The sequence below is a fragment of the Streptomyces sp. NBC_00252 genome (genome assembly GCF_036187565.1).
In the GTDB taxonomy this organism is placed as follows: domain Bacteria; phylum Actinomycetota; class Actinomycetes; order Streptomycetales; family Streptomycetaceae; genus Streptomyces.
The window spans coordinates 8,535,149-8,551,832 of record NZ_CP108087.1; the positions used below are offsets into that span (position 1 = coordinate 8,535,149).

The window sequence follows — 16,684 nt, forward strand, 5'->3', positions numbered from 1 at the left end:
TGGGCATGCAGCGGATCGGCGCGGAGCGCGCCACGCTCTTCTCCGGCCTCATCCCGGTCGCCGCGGCCGCCACGGCGCCGCTCGTCGGAACGGGCTCCTACGGGGCCGTCCAGGCCGCAGGCAGCGCCCTCGTCGGCGCAGGAGTCGCCCTGGGGTCGGGCGCGTTGGGGCTGCTCCCGCGAGCGTCAGCGGCTGCCGTCGAGGATGACGCGCGCGACCAGGGCCGGGTCGTCGTTCATCGGGCAGTGCCCGCAGCCGGGCAGCCGCACCAGCCGGGAGCGGGGCATCAACCGCTTGGCGCGGACGCCCTGTCGGCGCAGCAGCAGCCGGTCCTGCGTGCCCCAGGCCACGGTCACCGGGATGCCGGGGAGGTCGTCGGTGAACCGGACGCTCGTACCGGCCCGCAGCGTGTCGTCGAACCCGGGCGCGTTGACCAGCGCGAGCGTCTCGGCGACCACGGCCTCGGGTGAACGGCGGCCCGGGCGGGCGTAGATGGTGCTGGTGAGCGCGGTGCGGCCGGCCGCCGTGCGCGCCAGTTTCTCGACCAGCGGGAGCGGCATCCGGCGGGCGATCTGCCGCATGGTGAGCAGCACACCGAAGGCGTAGCGGCGCTCGGCCTGCGACCAGAACCCGGCGGGGGAGAGGGCCGTGACGGACCGTACGAGCTTCTCGCGGGCCAGCTCCAGCGCCATCAGGCCGCCCAGCGAGTTGCCCGCCACATGCGGACGGTCGAGTTCCAGCGCCTCGCAGAAGGCCCCGAACACGGCGGCCGTCGTGGGGAGGTCGTACGACAGCCCCTCCGGGAGCGCGGGCGAGGCGCCGAACCCGGGCAGGTCCACGGCGATCACGTCGCGCTCGGTCGCGAGGATGTCCACCACCGGGTCCCAGGCCTGGCGGTGGTGACCTATGCCGTGCAGCAGGAGCAGCGGTTCGCCGCGGCCCACGCGCGCGTAGGACACGGTCACGGTCTTCGGGCCCTGGGGAGTGGGGACCGGGAAGGAGACGGTGGCGGACATGGGGGTGCTCCTTGTCTGGGACGCGCCGACGGACGCCGTACAGGCTGTGTAGACAGCTTGTCAGCAACTGCTACTCACCGGTAGCCCCAGGGGTCGGGGACTCGATGTGGCCGGGGTTCCGGAACAGGGTCCTGGACACGGGCGGACGCGTCGCATGGGATGGCGAGGTGACCACCGACGCCGAAACCGCAGTCTTCGAAGAGCACCGCCCCGTCCTCATGGGAGTCGCCTACCGCATGCTCGGCCGGATCGCCGACGCAGAGGACGTCGTCCAGGAGGCCTGGCTGCGCTGGACCGCCGCCGACCGGGCCGAGGTCCGCGAACCGCCCGCCTACCTGGTGCGCATCACCACCCGCCTCGCCATCGACCGGCTCCGCCAGGTCAAGGCGCGCGGCGAGGCCTACGTGGGCCCCTGGCTGCCCGAGCCCTACGTCACCGACTTCGGGGACACCGTGCCTGACACCGAGGAGCGCGCCGTCCTCGCCGACTCCGTCTCCCTCGCCGTCCTCGTCGTCCTGGAGTCGCTGTCGCCGCTGGAACGCGCCGTGTTCGTCCTCAGAGAGGCGTTCGGCTACCCGTACGCCGAGATCGCCACCATGCTCGACCGCGGCGAACCGGCGGTGCGCCAACTCGCCGGACGGGCCCGCAGACACGTCGACGAACGACGCCCGCGCTACGACGTCGACCCCGCCCAGCGCCGCGATCTCACCGAGCGGTTCCTCGTCGCCGCGGCCGAGGGCGACCTCGCGGGCCTCATGGACCTGCTCGCCCCGGACGTCCGTCTGGTCGGCGACAGCGGCGGCAAGGCCCAGGCACCGCTGCGCGTCCTGGAGAGCGCCGACAACGTGGGCCGCTTCTTGGCCGCCGTGGGCGGGAAGAGCGTCCCGGAGATGTCGTTCCGCTTCCTCGAGCTCAACGGAGGACCCGCGGTACTGGTCCTTTCGGGTGACACGCCCGACAGCGTCTTCCAGGTGGACGTATCCGCCGGACGCATCAATTCCGTCTACGTCCTCCGCAACCCGGACAAGCTTCGATCACTGGCTTCCGTTTAGCCGTACCCCCGGACAGAGCCCCCGTTTCGCGACGGGGGCTTTGCCGCGATGTCACGAAGAACCCCCAGTACGAACGGCCTGTGAACGCTCCGCGGCGCGGGCTCTGTGGGTTGCATATGACATGGAGGATTGGTCTTGACCAAGGGTGGGGGGCGTCCTATGGTCGCTGATAAGTGAAACAACCTTTAATAAACAAGGGCGCTAAAACGCCGCCGGACCACGGCGATTGCGGAGGACAGGGTGGGGACCACGCAGTTGGAATCGGTGCCGGAGCCGAAGTACTGGCATCTCAAGACAGTGCTGAGTGAGGCACTGGACTCCGAGTTCTCCGTGGGCGAGATCCTGCCCAACGAGCGAGACCTGGCGGCCCGCTTCGGCGTCGCCCGGGCCACGCTCCGGCAGGCTCTGGAACAACTCGAACTGGAAGGCCGGCTGCAGCGCCGTCGCGGAGTCGGCACGACCGTCGCGCCGCCGCGCGTGGGGGTCGCCGTCGGCACCGAGCAGCACGCCTGGCCGGGCGCGGGGGAGGACGCCTGGCAGCCCGTCGACTGTGTGCTGGCGGCTCCGCCGGCGGCCGTCGCGGAGGCCCTGGAAACCGGTTCCGAGGAACTGGTGCACACCGTACGGCGCTCCCGGGTGAGTCACGGCCAGCCGGTCGCCGCCGAGCTGCTCTACATCCCGGAGTCGTCGGTGCCCGACCTCTCCGCCATAGACACTCCCTCGGCGACGGCACGCGCGCGTGCCGTGCTGCGCGAGCTGCAGCGCCTCGAACTGGAGGGTCAGGACCGTGCCGTGGAACTCGGCTCGGCCCGCGCGGACGACGCCAAGGAACTGGACCGCCTCCCCGGCGCCCCGGTCCTCGTCGTCACCACCCGCTTCTTCACCGAGGGCCGCACGGCCGCGGTCTCCATCGCGACCTACCGCGCGGACACCTGCCGCCTGACCTTCGCCGACTCCGGAGGCGTGGAAATACACCACGGCCCAGAACGCCAGGCCTCCTGACCGGCCCCAGCTGAACCGCCGCGCCCCGGAACCACTCCGGGGCGCGACGTTTTTCTCCAGGTTTCTCCGGCTGCGGAAGGCGCCCCAAAGGGGCGCGGGGAACGGCGCGCCCAGCCACGACGCCGCCGCCGCACCCAACAGACAACCACCGCGTGCCCAGCCCCAACACCGCCGCACGAAAAACCAACCACCGAGCCCAGCCACAACGGACCGGCACCCAGAAACGAACCCCACCGCCAAGCTAGCGCCGCGTCACCGTGCCCTCGACCGCGAACAACTGCTCCTCGACATGGTCAAGTGCCAACCGCAACGCGCCCGTTGCCGCAGCCGCCTCCCCGAGCAACGACAGCGCGACCTTCGGCGGCCGCAGGCAATACCGCGCCAACTCCCGCCGCAACGGCTCGAGTACACCGTCCAGCCCGGCCGCCCACCCACCCACGACGACCAGCTCCGGATCAAGCGCCAGCACCAGCGCGGCGACGTCATGCACAAGCCGCTGGATGAACCGGTCGACGGCCGCACGCGCGCGCTGGTCACCGTCCCGCGCCAGCGCGAACACCTTCGCGACCGCCTGCTCGTCCAGCGGATGCAACGGCTCGTCCGTGGTCGAGAGCAGCGTCTCCGGGGTCACGTCCCGCCCCAGCAGATGCAGCGCCCCGATCTCCCCGGCCGCCCCGCGATACCCCCGGTGCAGCCGCCCCCCGATCAGCGACCCGGCGCCAGGACTCAACCCGGCCAGCACCATCACCATGTCGTCGGACTCGGTAGCCGCACCCTTCCAGTGCTCGGCGACCGCCGCCGCGTTCGCGTCGTTCTCCACCAGCACCGGGCACTTGAAGGAGCGGCTCAACCGCTCGCCCAGGTGCAACCCGGTCCACTGGGGCAGCGCCGTGCCCAGCCGGACCGTGCCGTCCGCCTCGACGATGCCCGGCGTCGCGACACCCACCGCGCGCAGCGAGCCGCGTGCGACCCCGGCACGGCGCAGCAGTTCGGCGACCGCGGTGCGCAGCCGCTCCAGGCGTTCGTCCGCCGAGGCCGTCTCGTCGACGTCCTTGGCGATCGCGCCCAGCACCCGGCCGTCCAGGTCGGCGAGGAGCACGGCGACGCGGTGTGCGCCGATCTCAAGGCCCAGCAGGTGCCCGGCCTCAGCCCGGAACCTGAACCGCCGCGCGGGCCGCCCCTGCCGCCGTACAACGCTCTCGTCGGCCGCTTTCTCGACGACGAGCCCGGCTTCGATCAGCCCCTCGACGACGCCCTCGACGGTCGGCCGGGACAGGCCCGTCACCCGGGTGATCTCCGTCAGCGTGGCGCAGTCCGTGGCACGCAACGCGTGCAACACCACCGCGGAGTTGATCCTCCGCAGCAGCGAGGGGTCCCCGCCGGTCAGCCCCGCCAAGGTCTGTCCTCCCAGCTCGTGCGCGTGTTGGGCGGATCGTACTCGGCGCGGCGGACCCCGGCGAGTGCCGGGCGCCCCCGACCCGTCCGGCCCACCGTGTCACCCCGGCGCCACGAACCCCGACTCGTACGCCGCGATCACCGCCTGCGTACGGTCCCGGGCCCCCAGCTTCGCCAGTACGGCGCTCACATGCGACTTCACCGTCTCGGTCCCGACGACCAGCCGCGCGGCGATCTCCGCGTTCGACAGACCCCGCGCCATCAGCCGCAGCACCTCGGCCTCACGCTCGGTCAGCCGGGCCCGCTCCATCACCGCGCGGGCCGCCCGGTTCCCGCCGCCGTCGCCGTACTCGGCGGCCAACTGCCGTACGGAGGCGGGGAAGAGCAGCGACTCGCCCTCGGCCACCAGGCGTACCGCGTGCACGATCTCGGCCGGCCGGGCCCGCTTCAGCAGGAACCCGTCGGCACCGGCGCGCAAAGCCTCGTAGACGTACTCGTCGTTCTCGAAGGTCGTGATGACCAGGATCTTCGGCGGATCGTCGACCGTGCGCAGCACCGCGCGCGTGGCCTCGATGCCGTCAAGGAGTGGCATCCGTACGTCCATGGCGACCACGTCGGGCCGCAGCTGCCGCACCAGCGGGATCACCGCGGCCCCGTCGGCGGCCTCCCCGACCACCTCGATGTCCGGCTGCGCCTCCAGCACGGCCCGCAGACCCGCGCGTACGAGGGGTTCGTCATCGACCAGGAGAACGGTGACCGGCATCCGGCCAGCGTAGATCAGCCCAGCGGCAACTCGGCGTGCACCTGCCAGTCGCCCTCGTCCGGCCCGGTGTACGCCCGCCCGCCGAGCAGCGCGGCACGCTCGCGTATGCCACGCAGACCACTGCCGCGGCCCGGGCCGGGTATCGGGGCCGTCAGGGGATTGCGGATCTCCAGGTCGAGGGTGTTGTCGGCGACCTGGATGCGGACCCGCACGGGCACGGAGCCCGCGTGCCGCAGCACATTGGTCAGCGACTCCTGAAGGATCCGGTAGCCCTCCCGGGAGACCGGCCCTGGCACCCTCTCCAAGGGGCCTGTGACCTCCGCGTCGACCTTCGCCCCGGAGGCCCGCGCAGACTCCAGCAGCCGGTCGGCGTCCACGAGTGTCGGCCGACTGCTCACCGGCCGCTCCGTCTCCCGCAGGACGCCCAACACCCGCTCCAGGTCCTCCAGCGCGGCCCGGCCGGTCTCCTCGATTGCGCCCAACGCGCGCTCGGTGAACTCCGGGTCACCCGCCGCGCGGGCCGCACCCGCCTGCACCACCGCCACGGTCAGCGCGTGACCGATGGAGTCGTGCAACTCTCGCGCGATACGCGTGCGTTCCAGCAGCTGCTCGGTGCGCTCCTCCAGGGCGGCGAGCTGTTCCGCGCGTGAGGGGCCGAGCAGCTTCCTGGCCAGCAGCGTGGCCAGCTCGCCGAGGCCGACGACGGCGGCGTACAGAGCGATCAGTGGGAGGGGCGCCAGCAAGGCGTACCACCCGTGCGGTGCCGCCTCCTTGAGAACCCATACGTCGTCGGGGACGCGTCCGCGTGCGGTCTCGATCAGTTCGAAGGCGATGACCGGCAGCCAGACGCAGAGGGCCGAGGTCACCCAGCCCAGAACCATCCGGGCTTCCAGCCACAGCATGGTGCGGCCCCGGTCCCGCCAAGTCACCGACGGCGCTACGGAGATCCCCGAGTCCTGCTCGCCCGGCGTCAGCAGCAGCTGTGCCTGTACGCCCTCACCGATCCGCACGGCCGGGATCAGCGCGACCGGAATCAGCGCGAGCGCGGGTGCGTACGGAGTCGACGGACTGACGAAGATCCACACGCTGGTGATCAGCATCGGCACCCAGAGGTGCAGCACACGCGTGTAGGTCGTCCCCCGGAGCAGCGGGCGCAGGAAGCGGGCCATTCCGACATCGTGACAGCCGGTACTGACAATCGGCCTCCCCCGGGCGGGGGAGACGATCTCCACCGGCGGGGGAGGCCCCAACCCCCTTGAACGGCCAGGCTGTTGGCCATGACCAGCATCGACGTACGAGACCTCACCAAGGAGTACGGCACCCGGCGGGCCGTGGACCACGTCACCTTCGACGTCCGCCCCGGCAAGGTAACCGGCTTCCTCGGCCCCAACGGCGCCGGAAAGTCCACCACCATGCGCCTCGTTCTCGGCCTCGACCGGCCCACCTCGGGAACCGCCACCATCGGCGGCCACCCCTACGCCGCGCTCGCCGAACCGCTGCGCCACGTGGGCGCGTTGCTCGACGCGCAGGCCGCCCACGGCGCCCGTACCGCCCGCGACCATCTGCGCGCCCTGGCGGCGAGCAACCGCATCCCGGTCACCCGGGTCGACGCGATGCTGGAGGAGACGGGACTCGCGTCGGTCGCGCGACACCGGGTGAAGACGTACTCCCTGGGCATGCGCCAGCGGCTGGGCATCGCTGCTGCCCTCCTGGGTGATCCCGAAGTGGTCCTTCTGGATGAGCCGTCGAACGGCCTCGACCCCGAAGGCATCGTCTGGATACGGGAGTTGCTGCGCCGGCTGGCGGCGGAGGGTCGCACGGTGCTGGTCTCCAGCCATCTGATGAACGAGACCGCGTCCTTCGCCGACCACCTCGTCGTCCTCGGCCGCGGCCGCCTCCTCGCCGACACCCCGATGGGGGACTTCATCGACGCGCGCGTGCAGCCCCACGTGCGCATCCGTACGACGGACCCCGGCGCCCTCAAGAGCGCGCTCGCCGGACACGGTCTCGACGCCGTGGAGCACGAGGAAGGGCACTGGACCGTGACGCACGCACGCGTGGAGGACATCGGCGCCCTGTTGTCCGCGGCCGGGGTACCGATCCTCGAACTGGCCGCCACCGAAGGCACGTTGGAGCAGGCTTACCTCGATCTGACGGCCGGCGAGACCGAGTTCACCGCACCACGCCAGGAGGCCTGACCATGACTTTCGCGCCCGTGTTCCACTCCGAGTGGATCAAGATCCGCACCCTGCGCTCACAGATCGCGGTCCTGGCCCTGATCCTCGTGGTGACCGTGCTCTTCTCCGCTATCGCCGCGTCCGACACGGGAGGCGACGGCTTCGATCCCCTCTTCGCGGTCTTCTTCGGCGTGGCCTTCGGCCAGATCGCGGCCATCGCCTTCGGCACGACCGCCGTCTCCTCCGAGTACCAGGGCGGAGCGCTACGACTGTCGCTGGCCGCGGTGCCGCACCGGGGGCGCTGGTTCGCGGCCAAGACGGCGGCGATCGCGGTGCCGGTGTTCGCCGTGGGCCTGGTCACCGGCGTGGTGACGCTGCTGGTCGGCAAGGCGGTGCTCGGCACCGAGGCCGACGGGCTCGGCGCGGGCGAGCAGGTGCGCGGGGTGGTCGGCTGCGCCGTCTACCTCACGCTGATGGCGCTGCTCGCGGCCGGTCTCACGGCGGTGCTGCGGGGCGGGGTGGCGACGCTGAGCATCCTCATCCCGTTCCTGCTCATCGTGTCCTTCGTGGTCGGCGACGCGTCGAGCGACATCGCGGACCTGCTGCCCGACCGGGCCGGACAGGTGGCGCTGCACGGGACCTGGGACGGCTCGATGGGCCCGTGGACCGGGCTCGCGGTGACGGCGGCCTGGGCGGCAGCCGCGTTGGCGGCTGGGGCGTGGAGGGTCAGGCGCCGGGACGCATGACCGAGGGAGTGCCGGGATGCCTGACCGTGGGAGTGACGGAGCGTTTACCCCGTGCGAGCGCTGACGCTCCGTCAATTGTCCGGAGCCGGTTCGGTCGGGATGAGCTCCAACTCCTCGCCGGGGTCGAAGAGTTGGGGCCACGGCGACGCCCTAGTCCCGCGCCGCCGTCCTCAGTCGTCCGAACTCCTCGGCCATCGTCGCCGCCGTCCAATGCGCGTTGAGCCCGCTCGGGTTGGGCAGCACCCACACCCGCGTGTCGCCGAACGTCCGCTCCTGCGGGCCGACTTGGGCCTTCTTGTCGTCGAACGCGGCCCGGTACGCGGTCACCCCGAGTACGGCCAGCCACCGGGGCTTCCAGCCTGTCAGCTTCGAGGCGAGGAGTCGGCCGCCCTCGCGGTACTCCTCCGGGCTCAGCTCGTCGGCGCGGGCCGTCGCCCGTGCCACCACGTTCGTGATGCCGAGCCCGTACGACAGCAACTCGCCCTGCTCCGACGGCTTCATGAGCCTCGGGGTGAAGCCGGAGAGGTGCAGCACCGGCCAGAAGCGGTTGCCGGGGCGGGCGAAGTGGTGGCCCGTGGCCGCCGTCATCAAGCCGGGGTTGATACCGCAGAAGAGCACGGCGAGGCCGTCCGCGACGACGTCCGGTACGAGACGGTCGCGGGCGGCCTCCAGCTCGGCCTGGGTGAAGCGGGTCAGAGGATCGCCCCCGGGGTGTAACCCGCGGCCTCCGGGTGCTGCTTCGCGAGTTCCTCGACGCGGGCCACGATGACGGCGACCTGGTCGGCCGCGGCGCCCGTGAAGGACAGCTTGTCGGCCATCAGGGCGTCCAACTGGGCGCGGTCGAGCGGGATGCGCTCGTCGGCGGCGAGCTTGTCGAGGAGTTCGTTGCGCTCGGCGCCCTGCTCGCGCATGGCCAGCGCGGAGGCGACGGCGTTCTCCTTGATGGCCTCGTGCGCGACCTCACGGCCGACACCCGCACGGACCGAGGCCATCAGGACCTTGGTCGTCGCGAGGAACGGCAGATAGCGGTCCAGCTCACGCGCGACTACGGCCGGGAACGCGCCGAACTCGTCGAGCACGGTCAGGAACGTCTCGAGCAGCCCGTCGAGCGCGAAGAACGCGTCGGGGAGGGCCACCCGGCGCACCACCGAGCACGAGACGTCGCCCTCGTTCCACTGGTCGCCCGCCAGCTCGCCGGTCATCGACGCGTAGCCGCGCAGGATGACCATGAGGCCGTTGACGCGCTCGCAGGAGCGGGTGTTCATCTTGTGCGGCATCGCGGAGGAACCGACTTGGCCCGGCTTGAAGCCCTCGGTGACCAGCTCGTGCCCGGCCATCAGCCGGATCGTCTTCGCCAGGGAGGATGGCGCCGCCGCGACCTGCACCAGCGCGGTCACGACCTCGTAGTCCAGCGAGCGCGGGTACACCTGGCCGACCGAGGTGAACGCCTGCGAGAAGCCCAGGTGGGAGGCGATCCGCTGCTCCAGCTCCGCGAGCTTCGCCGCGTCGCCGCCGAGCAGGTCCAGCATGTCCTGCGCCGTGCCGACCGGGCCCTTGATGCCACGCAGCGGGTAGCGGCCGAGCAGCTCCTCGACCCGGCCGTAGGCCACGAGCAGCTCGTCGGCGGCGGTCGCGAACCGCTTGCCGAGGGTGGTGGCCTGCGCGGCCACGTTGTGCGAGCGGCCGGCCATGACCAGCTCGCCGTACTCACCGGCCAGCTTGCCGAGCCGCGCGAGGACGGCCACCGTACGGTCGCGCATCAGCTCCAGTGAGAGCCGGATCTGCAGCTGCTCGACGTTCTCCGTCAGGTCGCGGGACGTCATGCCCTTGTGCACCTGCTCGTGCCCGGCGAGGTCGTTGAACTCCTCGATCCGCGCCTTCACATCGTGCCGCGTGACCTTCTCGCGCTCTGCGATCGAGCCCAGGTCGACCTGGTCGAGCACGCGCTCGTAGTCCGCGATCGCGCCGTCCGGCACCTCGATCCCGAGGTCCTTCTGGGCCCGCAGCACGGCGAGCCAGAGTTGCCGCTCCAGCTTCACCTTCTGCTCGGGCGACCAGAGCGTGGCGAGCTCGGTGGATGCGTAACGTCCGGCGAGGACGTTCGGGATGCGGGGCTTGGCGGGAGCGGAAGTCACGTGTACGGAGTTTACCCGGCGTCCTCGCGAGGTCCGGACCGTCCGTTCAGGCATGAGATCCCAGGTCAAGGACTCTCCAGAGGGGAAGCCGCGGCGGACCGTGAGATGCGCGTGTGGGACGTCGGCCGTAGCAGCGCGTGTACGTCGCCGGACTTGGCCTCCCGCCCTTTTCGACGGCTGGACGGCAATGAAGACCCAAACATCCGCCTATAACACGATGGGGTGAATACCCCCAGTAGCCGGCAACCACACGCTGTGTTTACAAGTCACACATCTCGCATTTGCCAGCGAAGACCCCAGGGGGACACATGAGCAACCAGCCGCCCTACCCGCCACAGCAGCCCGGATGGGGCAATGGGCAACCGCCGTACGGACAGCCCCCGTTCCAGCCGGAACCCCCGAAGAAGCGCTCCGTCGGAAAGGTCGTCGGCCTCGGCTGTCTCGGCATCATCGGGTTGTTCGTCGTCATCGTGATCGCCGTCGCGGCCATCGGAGGCGGCAGTAAGAACGACTCCGGCGGCAGCGGGAACTCGAAGAGCGCGGCACCCGCAGGCAAGAGCTCCGACAAGGCGCCGGTACGGGGAAGAGCGACACCACGAAGGACGCCACCGACGGCAAGGTCGTCTTCAAGGTGTGGGGCACCGCCCCCGCGGGCGCCCTCGGCGGTCTCGACATCGGGTACGGCTCCGACTCGGACACGCGCAAGGGGACGTTCAAGGACGGCAGGTTCGAGGCGACGCTGACCCTCGACAAGGGCGCCATGTACTACACCGTGAACGCGCAGCTCCAGGGCTCCGGAGACATCAACTGCTCGGTCACCGCGGACGGGAAGACGAAGAAGGGCCACGCGTCCGGCGGCTACAACATCTGCGACGCGCAGCTGAGCAGTAACTTCACCGGGGGCTGGTCGTAGCCGGTTCCGCCGGCACGGGGGCGTTCGCGCCCGAACAGCAACGGAACGACCACGTCAGGGGGACCATGACCGAGAGCAGCGTGCCGCCAATCCCACCGATCCCGCCCATGCCACCGAACAATTCGGGTCTGCGGGGTGTGCAACGTGACGGTCGAGCCGGACCTGACGTTTCTGGGTGATGTGGTGGAGGTCGACCCGGACGCCGTCTACGAGATCACCTACGAGATCCACGGCGACGAGTCCGGCCCGGTCATCGAGACGGCCGAGTTGTCGGACCAGACGAGCCTCAACTACACGTCGTCGATGATCAGTACGGCTTCCGCGGGCACCGAGGTGTCCGCGGAGATCACGGACGTCTCCGTCCAAGGCGAGTGAGGCACAGCGGGTCGGGGGCGACAGGCCCTGTTCCTGGGTGATTCCGGGGCGGGGCCGTCGTCACAACCCGTGCCCCGTGGCTCATGCCACGGTCGGGATCTCCGGCCAGGGGGTGCACATCAAGCCCCGCCCTCCCCACCGTCAGCATTGCCGTCACCATCGGCAAGCTCGGCCAACACACCCGCGTGACAGGCAACGCCGCACACCAACAGGTCGGCACCCTGGGGAGTTACGCCGTGGGGCCCTGGTACGGGGCCAGGTCCGGGTGTTTGGGGGAGAGGCCGTCTCCTGAGGAGCGGCCCGTGAGGCGGCGGCCGATCCAGGGGAGGAGGTACTGGCGGGTGAAACGGACGTCGGCCACGCGGCGGGCGGTCCAGTTCAGGGGCGGGGTCGGCGGCATCGGCGTACGCCACTCCGTGTCCTCGGCCTCGTAGCCCAGGGTCTGCCACACCGCCTCGGCGACGCGGCGGTGGCCCTCGGCCGTGAGGTGGAGCCGGTCGACGTCCCAGGCGCGCTGGTCGGCGAGCGAAGGGGCGCCGTACAGATCGACGACCAGGGCGCCGTGCCGATCGGCGAGGTCGTCGACGCAGGCGAAGAGTTCCTCCATGCGCGGCCGGAAGCGCTGCTGGACCGGGCCCTCGCGGCCGGGGCTGCGCATCAGCACCAGCTGCTTGCAGGCGGGAGTGAGCCGCTCGACGGCCTCCTCCAGCAGGGCGCGCACCCGGCCCATGTCGCACTTGGGGCGCAGGGTGTCGTTCAGGCCGCCCACCAGCGTGATCACATCGGGCTGCATGGCGGCGGCCGGGCCGACCTGCTCCTCGACGATCTGCGCGATCAGCTTGCCGCGTACGGCGAGGTTGGCGTAACGGAAGCCGGGAGTCCGCGCGGCCATCCGGCCGGCGAGGAGGTCGGCCCAGCCCCGGTAGGTACCGTCCGGGAGCAGGTCCGACATGCCCTCGGTGAAGGAGTCGCCGATCGCGACCAGGCTGGTGTACGTGGGATTCGTCTGCATGGCGACGAAGATGATATCCCGCGTCCATACCCGCCGGTCGGTGGGCCCGGGCCCCCGCCTTCACCGGGCTCTGGTGGCGCCACCAGAGCCCGGCTCGCGCGTACGCCGACCTACGCCCGCTGCCCGAACAACTCCCGCAGCACGTCCTCCATGGTCACCAGCCCCGTCAACCGCCCCTCCTCATCCAGCACCGCCGCCAGATGCGTCCGGCTGCTCCGCATCGCGGTGAGGACGTCGTCCATCGGGGTCGTCTCCGTCACGTTGGCGATGGAGCGCATGTCCTCGACCTTGAAGGGCTCGTCGCGTGGGGACGCGTCCAGCGCGTCCTTGACGTGGAGGTAGCCGATGATGCGGCGTTCGGCGTCCACCACCGGGAAGCGGGAGAAGCCGGACTCGGCCGAGAGGACTTCCAACTCCGCCGGGGTGATGCCCGCGACCACGTAGTCGACGCGTTCCAAGGGGAGGACGACGTCCCGGACGGGGCGTCTGCCCAGTTCCAGGGCGTCGTTCAGACGCTCCAGGGCGCGTTCGTCGATGAGGCCCGCCTCGCCGGAGTCCCGGACGATGCGCGCGAGTTCGGCATCGGAGAAGGAGGCCGTGACCTCGTCCTTGACCTCGACGCGGAGCAGCTTGAGCAGGGTGTTGGCGAACGCGTTGATCGTGAAGATCACCGGGCGCAGCGCCCGGGACAACGTCACCAGCGGCGGTCCGAGGAGCAGCGCGCTGCGGACCGGCTCGGCCAGGGCGATGTTCTTCGGGACCATCTCACCGAGCAGCATGTGCAGGTACGTCGCCGCGGCCAGCGCGATCACGAACGACACCGCGTGCCCCGCGCCCTCCGGCACGCCGACCGCGTGGAACACCGGCTCCAGCAGATGCGCGATCGCCGGTTCCGCGACGATGCCGAGCACCAGCGTGCACAGCGTGATCCCGAGCTGGGCCGCCGCCATCAGCGCCGACACGTGCTGCAACCCCCACAGCACACTCTTGGCCCGCCGGTCGCCCTGCTCGGCGTGCGGCTCGATCTGGCTGCGGCGCACCGAGATCAACGCGAACTCGGCGGCCACGAAGAAGGCGTTGACGACCAGCGTCGCCAACCCGATCAGCAGTTGTACGGCGGTCACAGCTCCCCCTTCGCGGAGTCGGAACCGGAATCGGAAGCAGAGCCCGAACCCGAACCCGAGCCGGAACCGGAACCGGAGTCGGAATCCGTGCCCGAACCGGCATCACCCAGCGGCACGTGCAGCAGCAGCCTCGCCGCCCGCCGCCCCGACGCGTCCACCACGTCGATCCGCCACCCGGCGACCTCGACCCCGTCCCCGACCTCGGGAATCCGCCCCAGTTCATTCGCGACAAGCCCGGCCAGCGTCTCGTAGGGTCCCTCCGGCGCGCGCAGACCCACGCGGGCCAGCTGGTCCATCCGGGCGGCGCCGTCCGCGGAGTACAGCGCGCGGCCCTCGTCGTCCGTCCCGGCCGGGGCCAGGTCGGGCGTCTCGTGCGGGTCGTGCTCGTCCCGCACCTCGCCGACGACCTCCTCGACGATGTCCTCCAGGGTCGCGACCCCCGCCGTACCGCCGTACTCGTCGATGACGACGGCCATCGTGCGCTTGCCGGACAGCCGGTCCAGGAGGCGGTCGACGGTGAGGGACTCGGGGACGAGGAGGGGTTCGCGCATCACCTCGGAGAGGGGGACGCGGGCCCGCCGGTCGGCCGGCACGGCCAGGACGTCCTTGATGTGCACGGTGCCGACGACCTCGTCGAGGCTGTCGCGGAAGACCGGGAACCGGGACAGCCCGGTCGCCCGGGTCGCGTTGGCCACGTCCTCGCAGGTCGCCTGGGCGTCGAGGGCGACGACCTGGACGCGCGGGGTCATCACGTTCTCCGCGGTGAGGTCGGCGAGGTTGAGGGTCCGGACGAACAGCTCGGCCGTGTCCGGCTCCAGGGCACCTTCCTTGGCGGAGTGCCGGGCCAGCGCGGCCAGCTCCTGCGGTCCGCGCGCGGAGGCCAGCTCCTCGGCGGGCTCCAGCCCGAAGGCGCGCACCACGTGGTTGGCCGTGTTGTTCAGGTGGCTGATGAAGGGGCGGAACGCGGCACTGAACCACCGCTGCGCGTTCCCCACCCGCTTCGCCACGCTCAGCGGCGACGAGATCGCCCAGTTCTTCGGCACCAGCTCGCCCACGACCATCAGGAACACGGTCGACAGCGCAGTGCCCAGCACCAGCGCGACGGACCTCGACGCGGAGTGCGAGATGCCCAGCGATTCCAGCGGGCCCGCGATCAGCGCGGCGATCGACGGCTCGGAGAGCATGCCGACGACCAGATTGGTGACGGTGATGCCGAGCTGCGCCCCGGACAGCTGGAACGTCAGATTCCGTACGGCCTTCAGGGCGCCGGAGGCACCCCGCTCGCCGCGCTCGACCGCGCGCTCCAGCTCGCTGCGCTCGACGGTGGTCAGCGAGAACTCGGCCGCGACGAAGGCACCACAGGCGAGCGACAGCAGGATCGCCACCAGCAGCAGAAGCACTTCGGTCATCGGTTCACCTCCGTCCCATGATCGGACAGGGCAGGGAGGTTCGCGCGATGTCGCGCGCCGGGACTGGGAGGCTCGCCCATGGGCGGACGCTCACACCTTTCGAAAAGAATCAGAAGTTCGGAGTGGTCCGCCAATAGTAAAGGATGGGCAAAGCGTTCAGGTGGTGAGGTGCTTCACCCAGCGCCGCCACTGCTCCTCGGGTGCGTACCCCGCCGCGCGCCACGCATGCTGACCGGTCTCGTTGCGCTCCAGCACCATCGCGTCGCCGCGCCGCCCGCCCAGCGCCACGAAGCGTTCCTCGGCCGCCGTGAGCAGCGCCGAGCCGATGCCCTGCCGCCGCCGCTCCGGGTGCACGGCCAGCCGGTACAGGTGGCAGCGCCAGCCGTCGAAACCGGCGATCACCGAGCCGACGAGCCGCCCGTCGCGCTCCGCGAGGAGCAGCGCGTCCGGGTCCCTGGTGATGAGCCGGGTCACCCCGTCGCGGTCGTCGCTGATGCTCGTGCCCTCGGCGGCCTCGGCCCAGAACGCCAGCACGGCGTCCACGTCGGAGAGGGCGGCACCGCGGATGTGGAGATCACTCATGGGGCGAGCCAAGCAGAGGCCGGCCGTGCGGGGCGAGCGGGTTTCGGCGCAGCTCCGCCATGACCGGCGCGAACGCCTCCATGTGCGGCTCCAGCACGCTGAGATACGAGAACCCGTGCCGGTCGCGCAGCGCGCGCAGTTTCGCGGTGACCTGGTCCAGGGTGCCGACCAGCATGACGGGCAGGTCGAGGACCTGCTCCACGGTCAGGTCCGGTCGGCGCTCCAGCAGCGGCCGGAGCGCGCTCGCCGGATCGTCGGTCACCGCCACCAGCTGGAGCAGCAGGTTGAGTTCCGCGGGTTCCGCCCGGTCGGCCGCGAACTCCCGGTAGCGGGCGACCCGTTGGCCGAACCCGGCGGCGTCGACCGGCGCCAGCCTGCCCGTCGTACTGCCCGGCTCCAGGCTCGCGCCCGTGAACGCCGCGATGTCCGCGTGCTCGGCGGTCAGACGCAGCATGCGGTCGCCGTTGCCGCCGAGGAGCAGCGGGACGCGGCGGTTCTCGGCGCCCAGGATGCGCTCCAACTCCTCCACCGTGCGCCGCAGATGGTCGACGCGCTCTCCCGGTGAGCCGAAGGGCAGCCCTGCCGTGTCGTGCTCCGCCTGGATGTAGCCGGTACCCAGCCCGAGTTCGAGACGGCCGCCGGTCAGATCGTCGGTGGTCGTCACCTCGCGGGCCAGCAAAGTCGGGTTCCAGAAGCCCGCGTTGAGCACGAACGTGCCCACCCGTGGTCGCTCGGTCGCCTCCGCCGCGGCGACCAGTGCGGGGAACGGCGCGACCATGCCCAGATGATCGGGGACCAGAAGGACGTCGTAGCCGAGCTCCTCGGCCCGTCGGCACCTCGCCTGCCACGCGTCGGCCGGTGCGGGGATGAGCAGATTGACTCCAAAGCGGAAGGGGCGCGTCATGAACTCTCCTCACGAGTACGGGACTTGACGGTCCGGGAGGCACGTCGTGCCCGGAAGCGGCCTACGACGTGCCTCCCCC

At 71.1% G+C, this 16,684-nt stretch carries 17 protein-coding genes; 6 read left to right on the plus strand and 11 right to left on the minus strand.

The window, feature by feature from the left end:
• Positions 1-185: 185 nt before the first annotated feature.
• Positions 186-1,016 (minus strand): alpha/beta fold hydrolase, encoded by an 831-nt coding sequence (locus OHT77_RS37830; protein ID WP_328832856.1) that lies wholly within the window; start codon positions 1,014-1,016, stop codon positions 186-188.
• Between the two features lie 167 nt (positions 1,017-1,183).
• Between OHT77_RS37830 and OHT77_RS37835 the strand changes: the two genes are divergently transcribed.
• The gene (locus tag OHT77_RS37835; protein ID WP_328832857.1) at positions 1,184-2,068 is read left to right on the plus strand and encodes an RNA polymerase sigma-70 factor; all 885 of its coding nucleotides are present in this window, start codon (positions 1,184-1,186) and stop codon (positions 2,066-2,068) included.
• A 240-nt stretch (positions 2,069-2,308) separates the two neighbouring features.
• A complete protein-coding gene (locus OHT77_RS37840; RefSeq protein WP_328832858.1) occupies positions 2,309-3,070 on the plus strand; it encodes a GntR family transcriptional regulator in 762 nt (253 codons plus the stop codon).
• 241 nt (positions 3,071-3,311) lie between these two features.
• On the opposite strand, the gene OHT77_RS37845 is transcribed toward OHT77_RS37840, so the two are convergent.
• The 3 genes from OHT77_RS37845 to OHT77_RS37855 form a co-directional block, all read right to left on the minus strand.
• On the minus strand, positions 3,312-4,466 hold the full coding sequence (locus OHT77_RS37845) for an ROK family transcriptional regulator (RefSeq protein WP_266766712.1): 1,155 nt from the start codon (positions 4,464-4,466) through the stop codon (positions 3,312-3,314).
• Positions 4,467-4,565: 99 nt separating this feature from the next.
• Positions 4,566-5,228 (minus strand): response regulator transcription factor, encoded by a 663-nt coding sequence (locus OHT77_RS37850; RefSeq protein WP_328832859.1) that lies wholly within the window; start codon positions 5,226-5,228, stop codon positions 4,566-4,568.
• Positions 5,229-5,242: 14 nt separating this feature from the next.
• On the minus strand, positions 5,243-6,397 hold the full coding sequence (locus tag OHT77_RS37855; RefSeq protein ID WP_328832860.1) for a sensor histidine kinase: 1,155 nt from the start codon (positions 6,395-6,397) through the stop codon (positions 5,243-5,245).
• A gap of 108 nt (positions 6,398-6,505) precedes the next feature.
• On the opposite strand from OHT77_RS37855, the gene OHT77_RS37860 reads away from it, so the two are divergent.
• Positions 6,506-7,426, plus strand: coding sequence for an ABC transporter ATP-binding protein (locus OHT77_RS37860; protein ID WP_328832861.1), 921 nt, complete (start codon positions 6,506-6,508; stop codon positions 7,424-7,426).
• Between the two features lie 2 nt (positions 7,427-7,428).
• Positions 7,429-8,151 carry an ABC transporter permease gene (locus OHT77_RS37865; RefSeq protein WP_328832862.1) on the plus strand — a complete coding sequence of 241 codons (723 nt, stop codon included), beginning with the start codon at positions 7,429-7,431 and terminating at the stop codon, positions 8,149-8,151.
• A gap of 150 nt (positions 8,152-8,301) precedes the next feature.
• On the opposite strand, the gene mug is transcribed toward OHT77_RS37865, so the two are convergent.
• Positions 8,302-8,847 carry a G/U mismatch-specific DNA glycosylase gene (mug, locus tag OHT77_RS37870; RefSeq protein ID WP_328834447.1) on the minus strand — a complete coding sequence of 182 codons (546 nt, stop codon included), beginning with the start codon at positions 8,845-8,847 and terminating at the stop codon, positions 8,302-8,304.
• Positions 8,844-10,286 (minus strand): adenylosuccinate lyase, encoded by a 1,443-nt coding sequence (gene purB / locus OHT77_RS37875; RefSeq protein ID WP_328832863.1) that lies wholly within the window; start codon positions 10,284-10,286, stop codon positions 8,844-8,846. Before purB ends, mug begins: the two co-directional genes overlap by 4 nt.
• A gap of 631 nt (positions 10,287-10,917) precedes the next feature.
• Here purB and OHT77_RS37880 point away from each other — a divergent pair.
• Together OHT77_RS37880 and OHT77_RS37885 are read left to right on the plus strand one after the other, a co-directional pair.
• On the plus strand, positions 10,918-11,199 hold the full coding sequence (locus tag OHT77_RS37880) for a hypothetical protein (protein WP_328832864.1): 282 nt from the start codon (positions 10,918-10,920) through the stop codon (positions 11,197-11,199).
• Positions 11,200-11,343: 144 nt separating this feature from the next.
• Positions 11,344-11,574 carry a hypothetical protein gene (locus OHT77_RS37885; RefSeq protein WP_328832865.1) on the plus strand — a complete coding sequence of 77 codons (231 nt, stop codon included), beginning with the start codon at positions 11,344-11,346 and terminating at the stop codon, positions 11,572-11,574.
• A 229-nt stretch (positions 11,575-11,803) separates the two neighbouring features.
• Here the strand turns inward: OHT77_RS37885 and OHT77_RS37890 are convergent, their stop codons facing one another.
• The 5 genes from OHT77_RS37890 to OHT77_RS37910 all read right to left on the minus strand — a co-directional run bounded on the left by OHT77_RS37890 (position 11,804) and on the right by OHT77_RS37910 (position 16,605).
• Positions 11,804-12,586 carry an SGNH/GDSL hydrolase family protein gene (locus OHT77_RS37890; protein WP_328832866.1) on the minus strand — a complete coding sequence of 261 codons (783 nt, stop codon included), beginning with the start codon at positions 12,584-12,586 and terminating at the stop codon, positions 11,804-11,806.
• 110 nt (positions 12,587-12,696) lie between these two features.
• A complete protein-coding gene (locus tag OHT77_RS37895) occupies positions 12,697-13,710 on the minus strand; it encodes a hemolysin family protein (RefSeq protein ID WP_328832867.1) in 1,014 nt (337 codons plus the stop codon).
• On the minus strand, positions 13,707-15,119 hold the full coding sequence (locus tag OHT77_RS37900) for a hemolysin family protein (protein WP_328832868.1): 1,413 nt from the start codon (positions 15,117-15,119) through the stop codon (positions 13,707-13,709). Before OHT77_RS37900 ends, OHT77_RS37895 begins: the two co-directional genes overlap by 4 nt.
• Positions 15,120-15,275: 156 nt before the next feature.
• On the minus strand, positions 15,276-15,701 hold the full coding sequence (locus OHT77_RS37905) for a GNAT family N-acetyltransferase (protein WP_328832869.1): 426 nt from the start codon (positions 15,699-15,701) through the stop codon (positions 15,276-15,278).
• Entirely contained in the window at positions 15,694-16,605 is a 912-nt protein-coding gene (locus OHT77_RS37910) for an LLM class F420-dependent oxidoreductase (RefSeq protein ID WP_328832870.1), read from the minus strand. Before OHT77_RS37910 ends, OHT77_RS37905 begins: the two co-directional genes overlap by 8 nt.
• Positions 16,606-16,684: the final 79 nt, after the last annotated feature.

Bases quoted from the DNA above. Each gene is read 5' to 3' on its own strand.
- OHT77_RS37910 (WP_328832870.1), bottom strand. From the start codon at position 16,605: ATGACGCGCCCCTTCCGCTTTGGAGTCAATCTGCTCATCCCCGCACCG.
- OHT77_RS37865 (WP_328832862.1), top strand. From the start codon at position 7,429: ATGACTTTCGCGCCCGTGTTCCACTCCGAGTGGATCAAGATCCGCACC.
- OHT77_RS37850 (WP_328832859.1), bottom strand. From the start codon at position 5,228: ATGCCGGTCACCGTTCTCCTGGTCGATGACGAACCCCTCGTACGCGCG.
- OHT77_RS37900 (WP_328832868.1), bottom strand. From the start codon at position 15,119: ATGACCGAAGTGCTTCTGCTGCTGGTGGCGATCCTGCTGTCGCTCGCC.
- OHT77_RS37855 (WP_328832860.1), bottom strand. From the start codon at position 6,397: ATGGCCCGCTTCCTGCGCCCGCTGCTCCGGGGGACGACCTACACGCGT.
- OHT77_RS37860 (WP_328832861.1), top strand. From the start codon at position 6,506: ATGACCAGCATCGACGTACGAGACCTCACCAAGGAGTACGGCACCCGG.
- OHT77_RS37890 (WP_328832866.1), bottom strand. From the start codon at position 12,586: ATGCAGACGAATCCCACGTACACCAGCCTGGTCGCGATCGGCGACTCC.
- OHT77_RS37830 (WP_328832856.1), bottom strand. From the start codon at position 1,016: ATGTCCGCCACCGTCTCCTTCCCGGTCCCCACTCCCCAGGGCCCGAAG.
- OHT77_RS37905 (WP_328832869.1), bottom strand. From the start codon at position 15,701: ATGAGTGATCTCCACATCCGCGGTGCCGCCCTCTCCGACGTGGACGCC.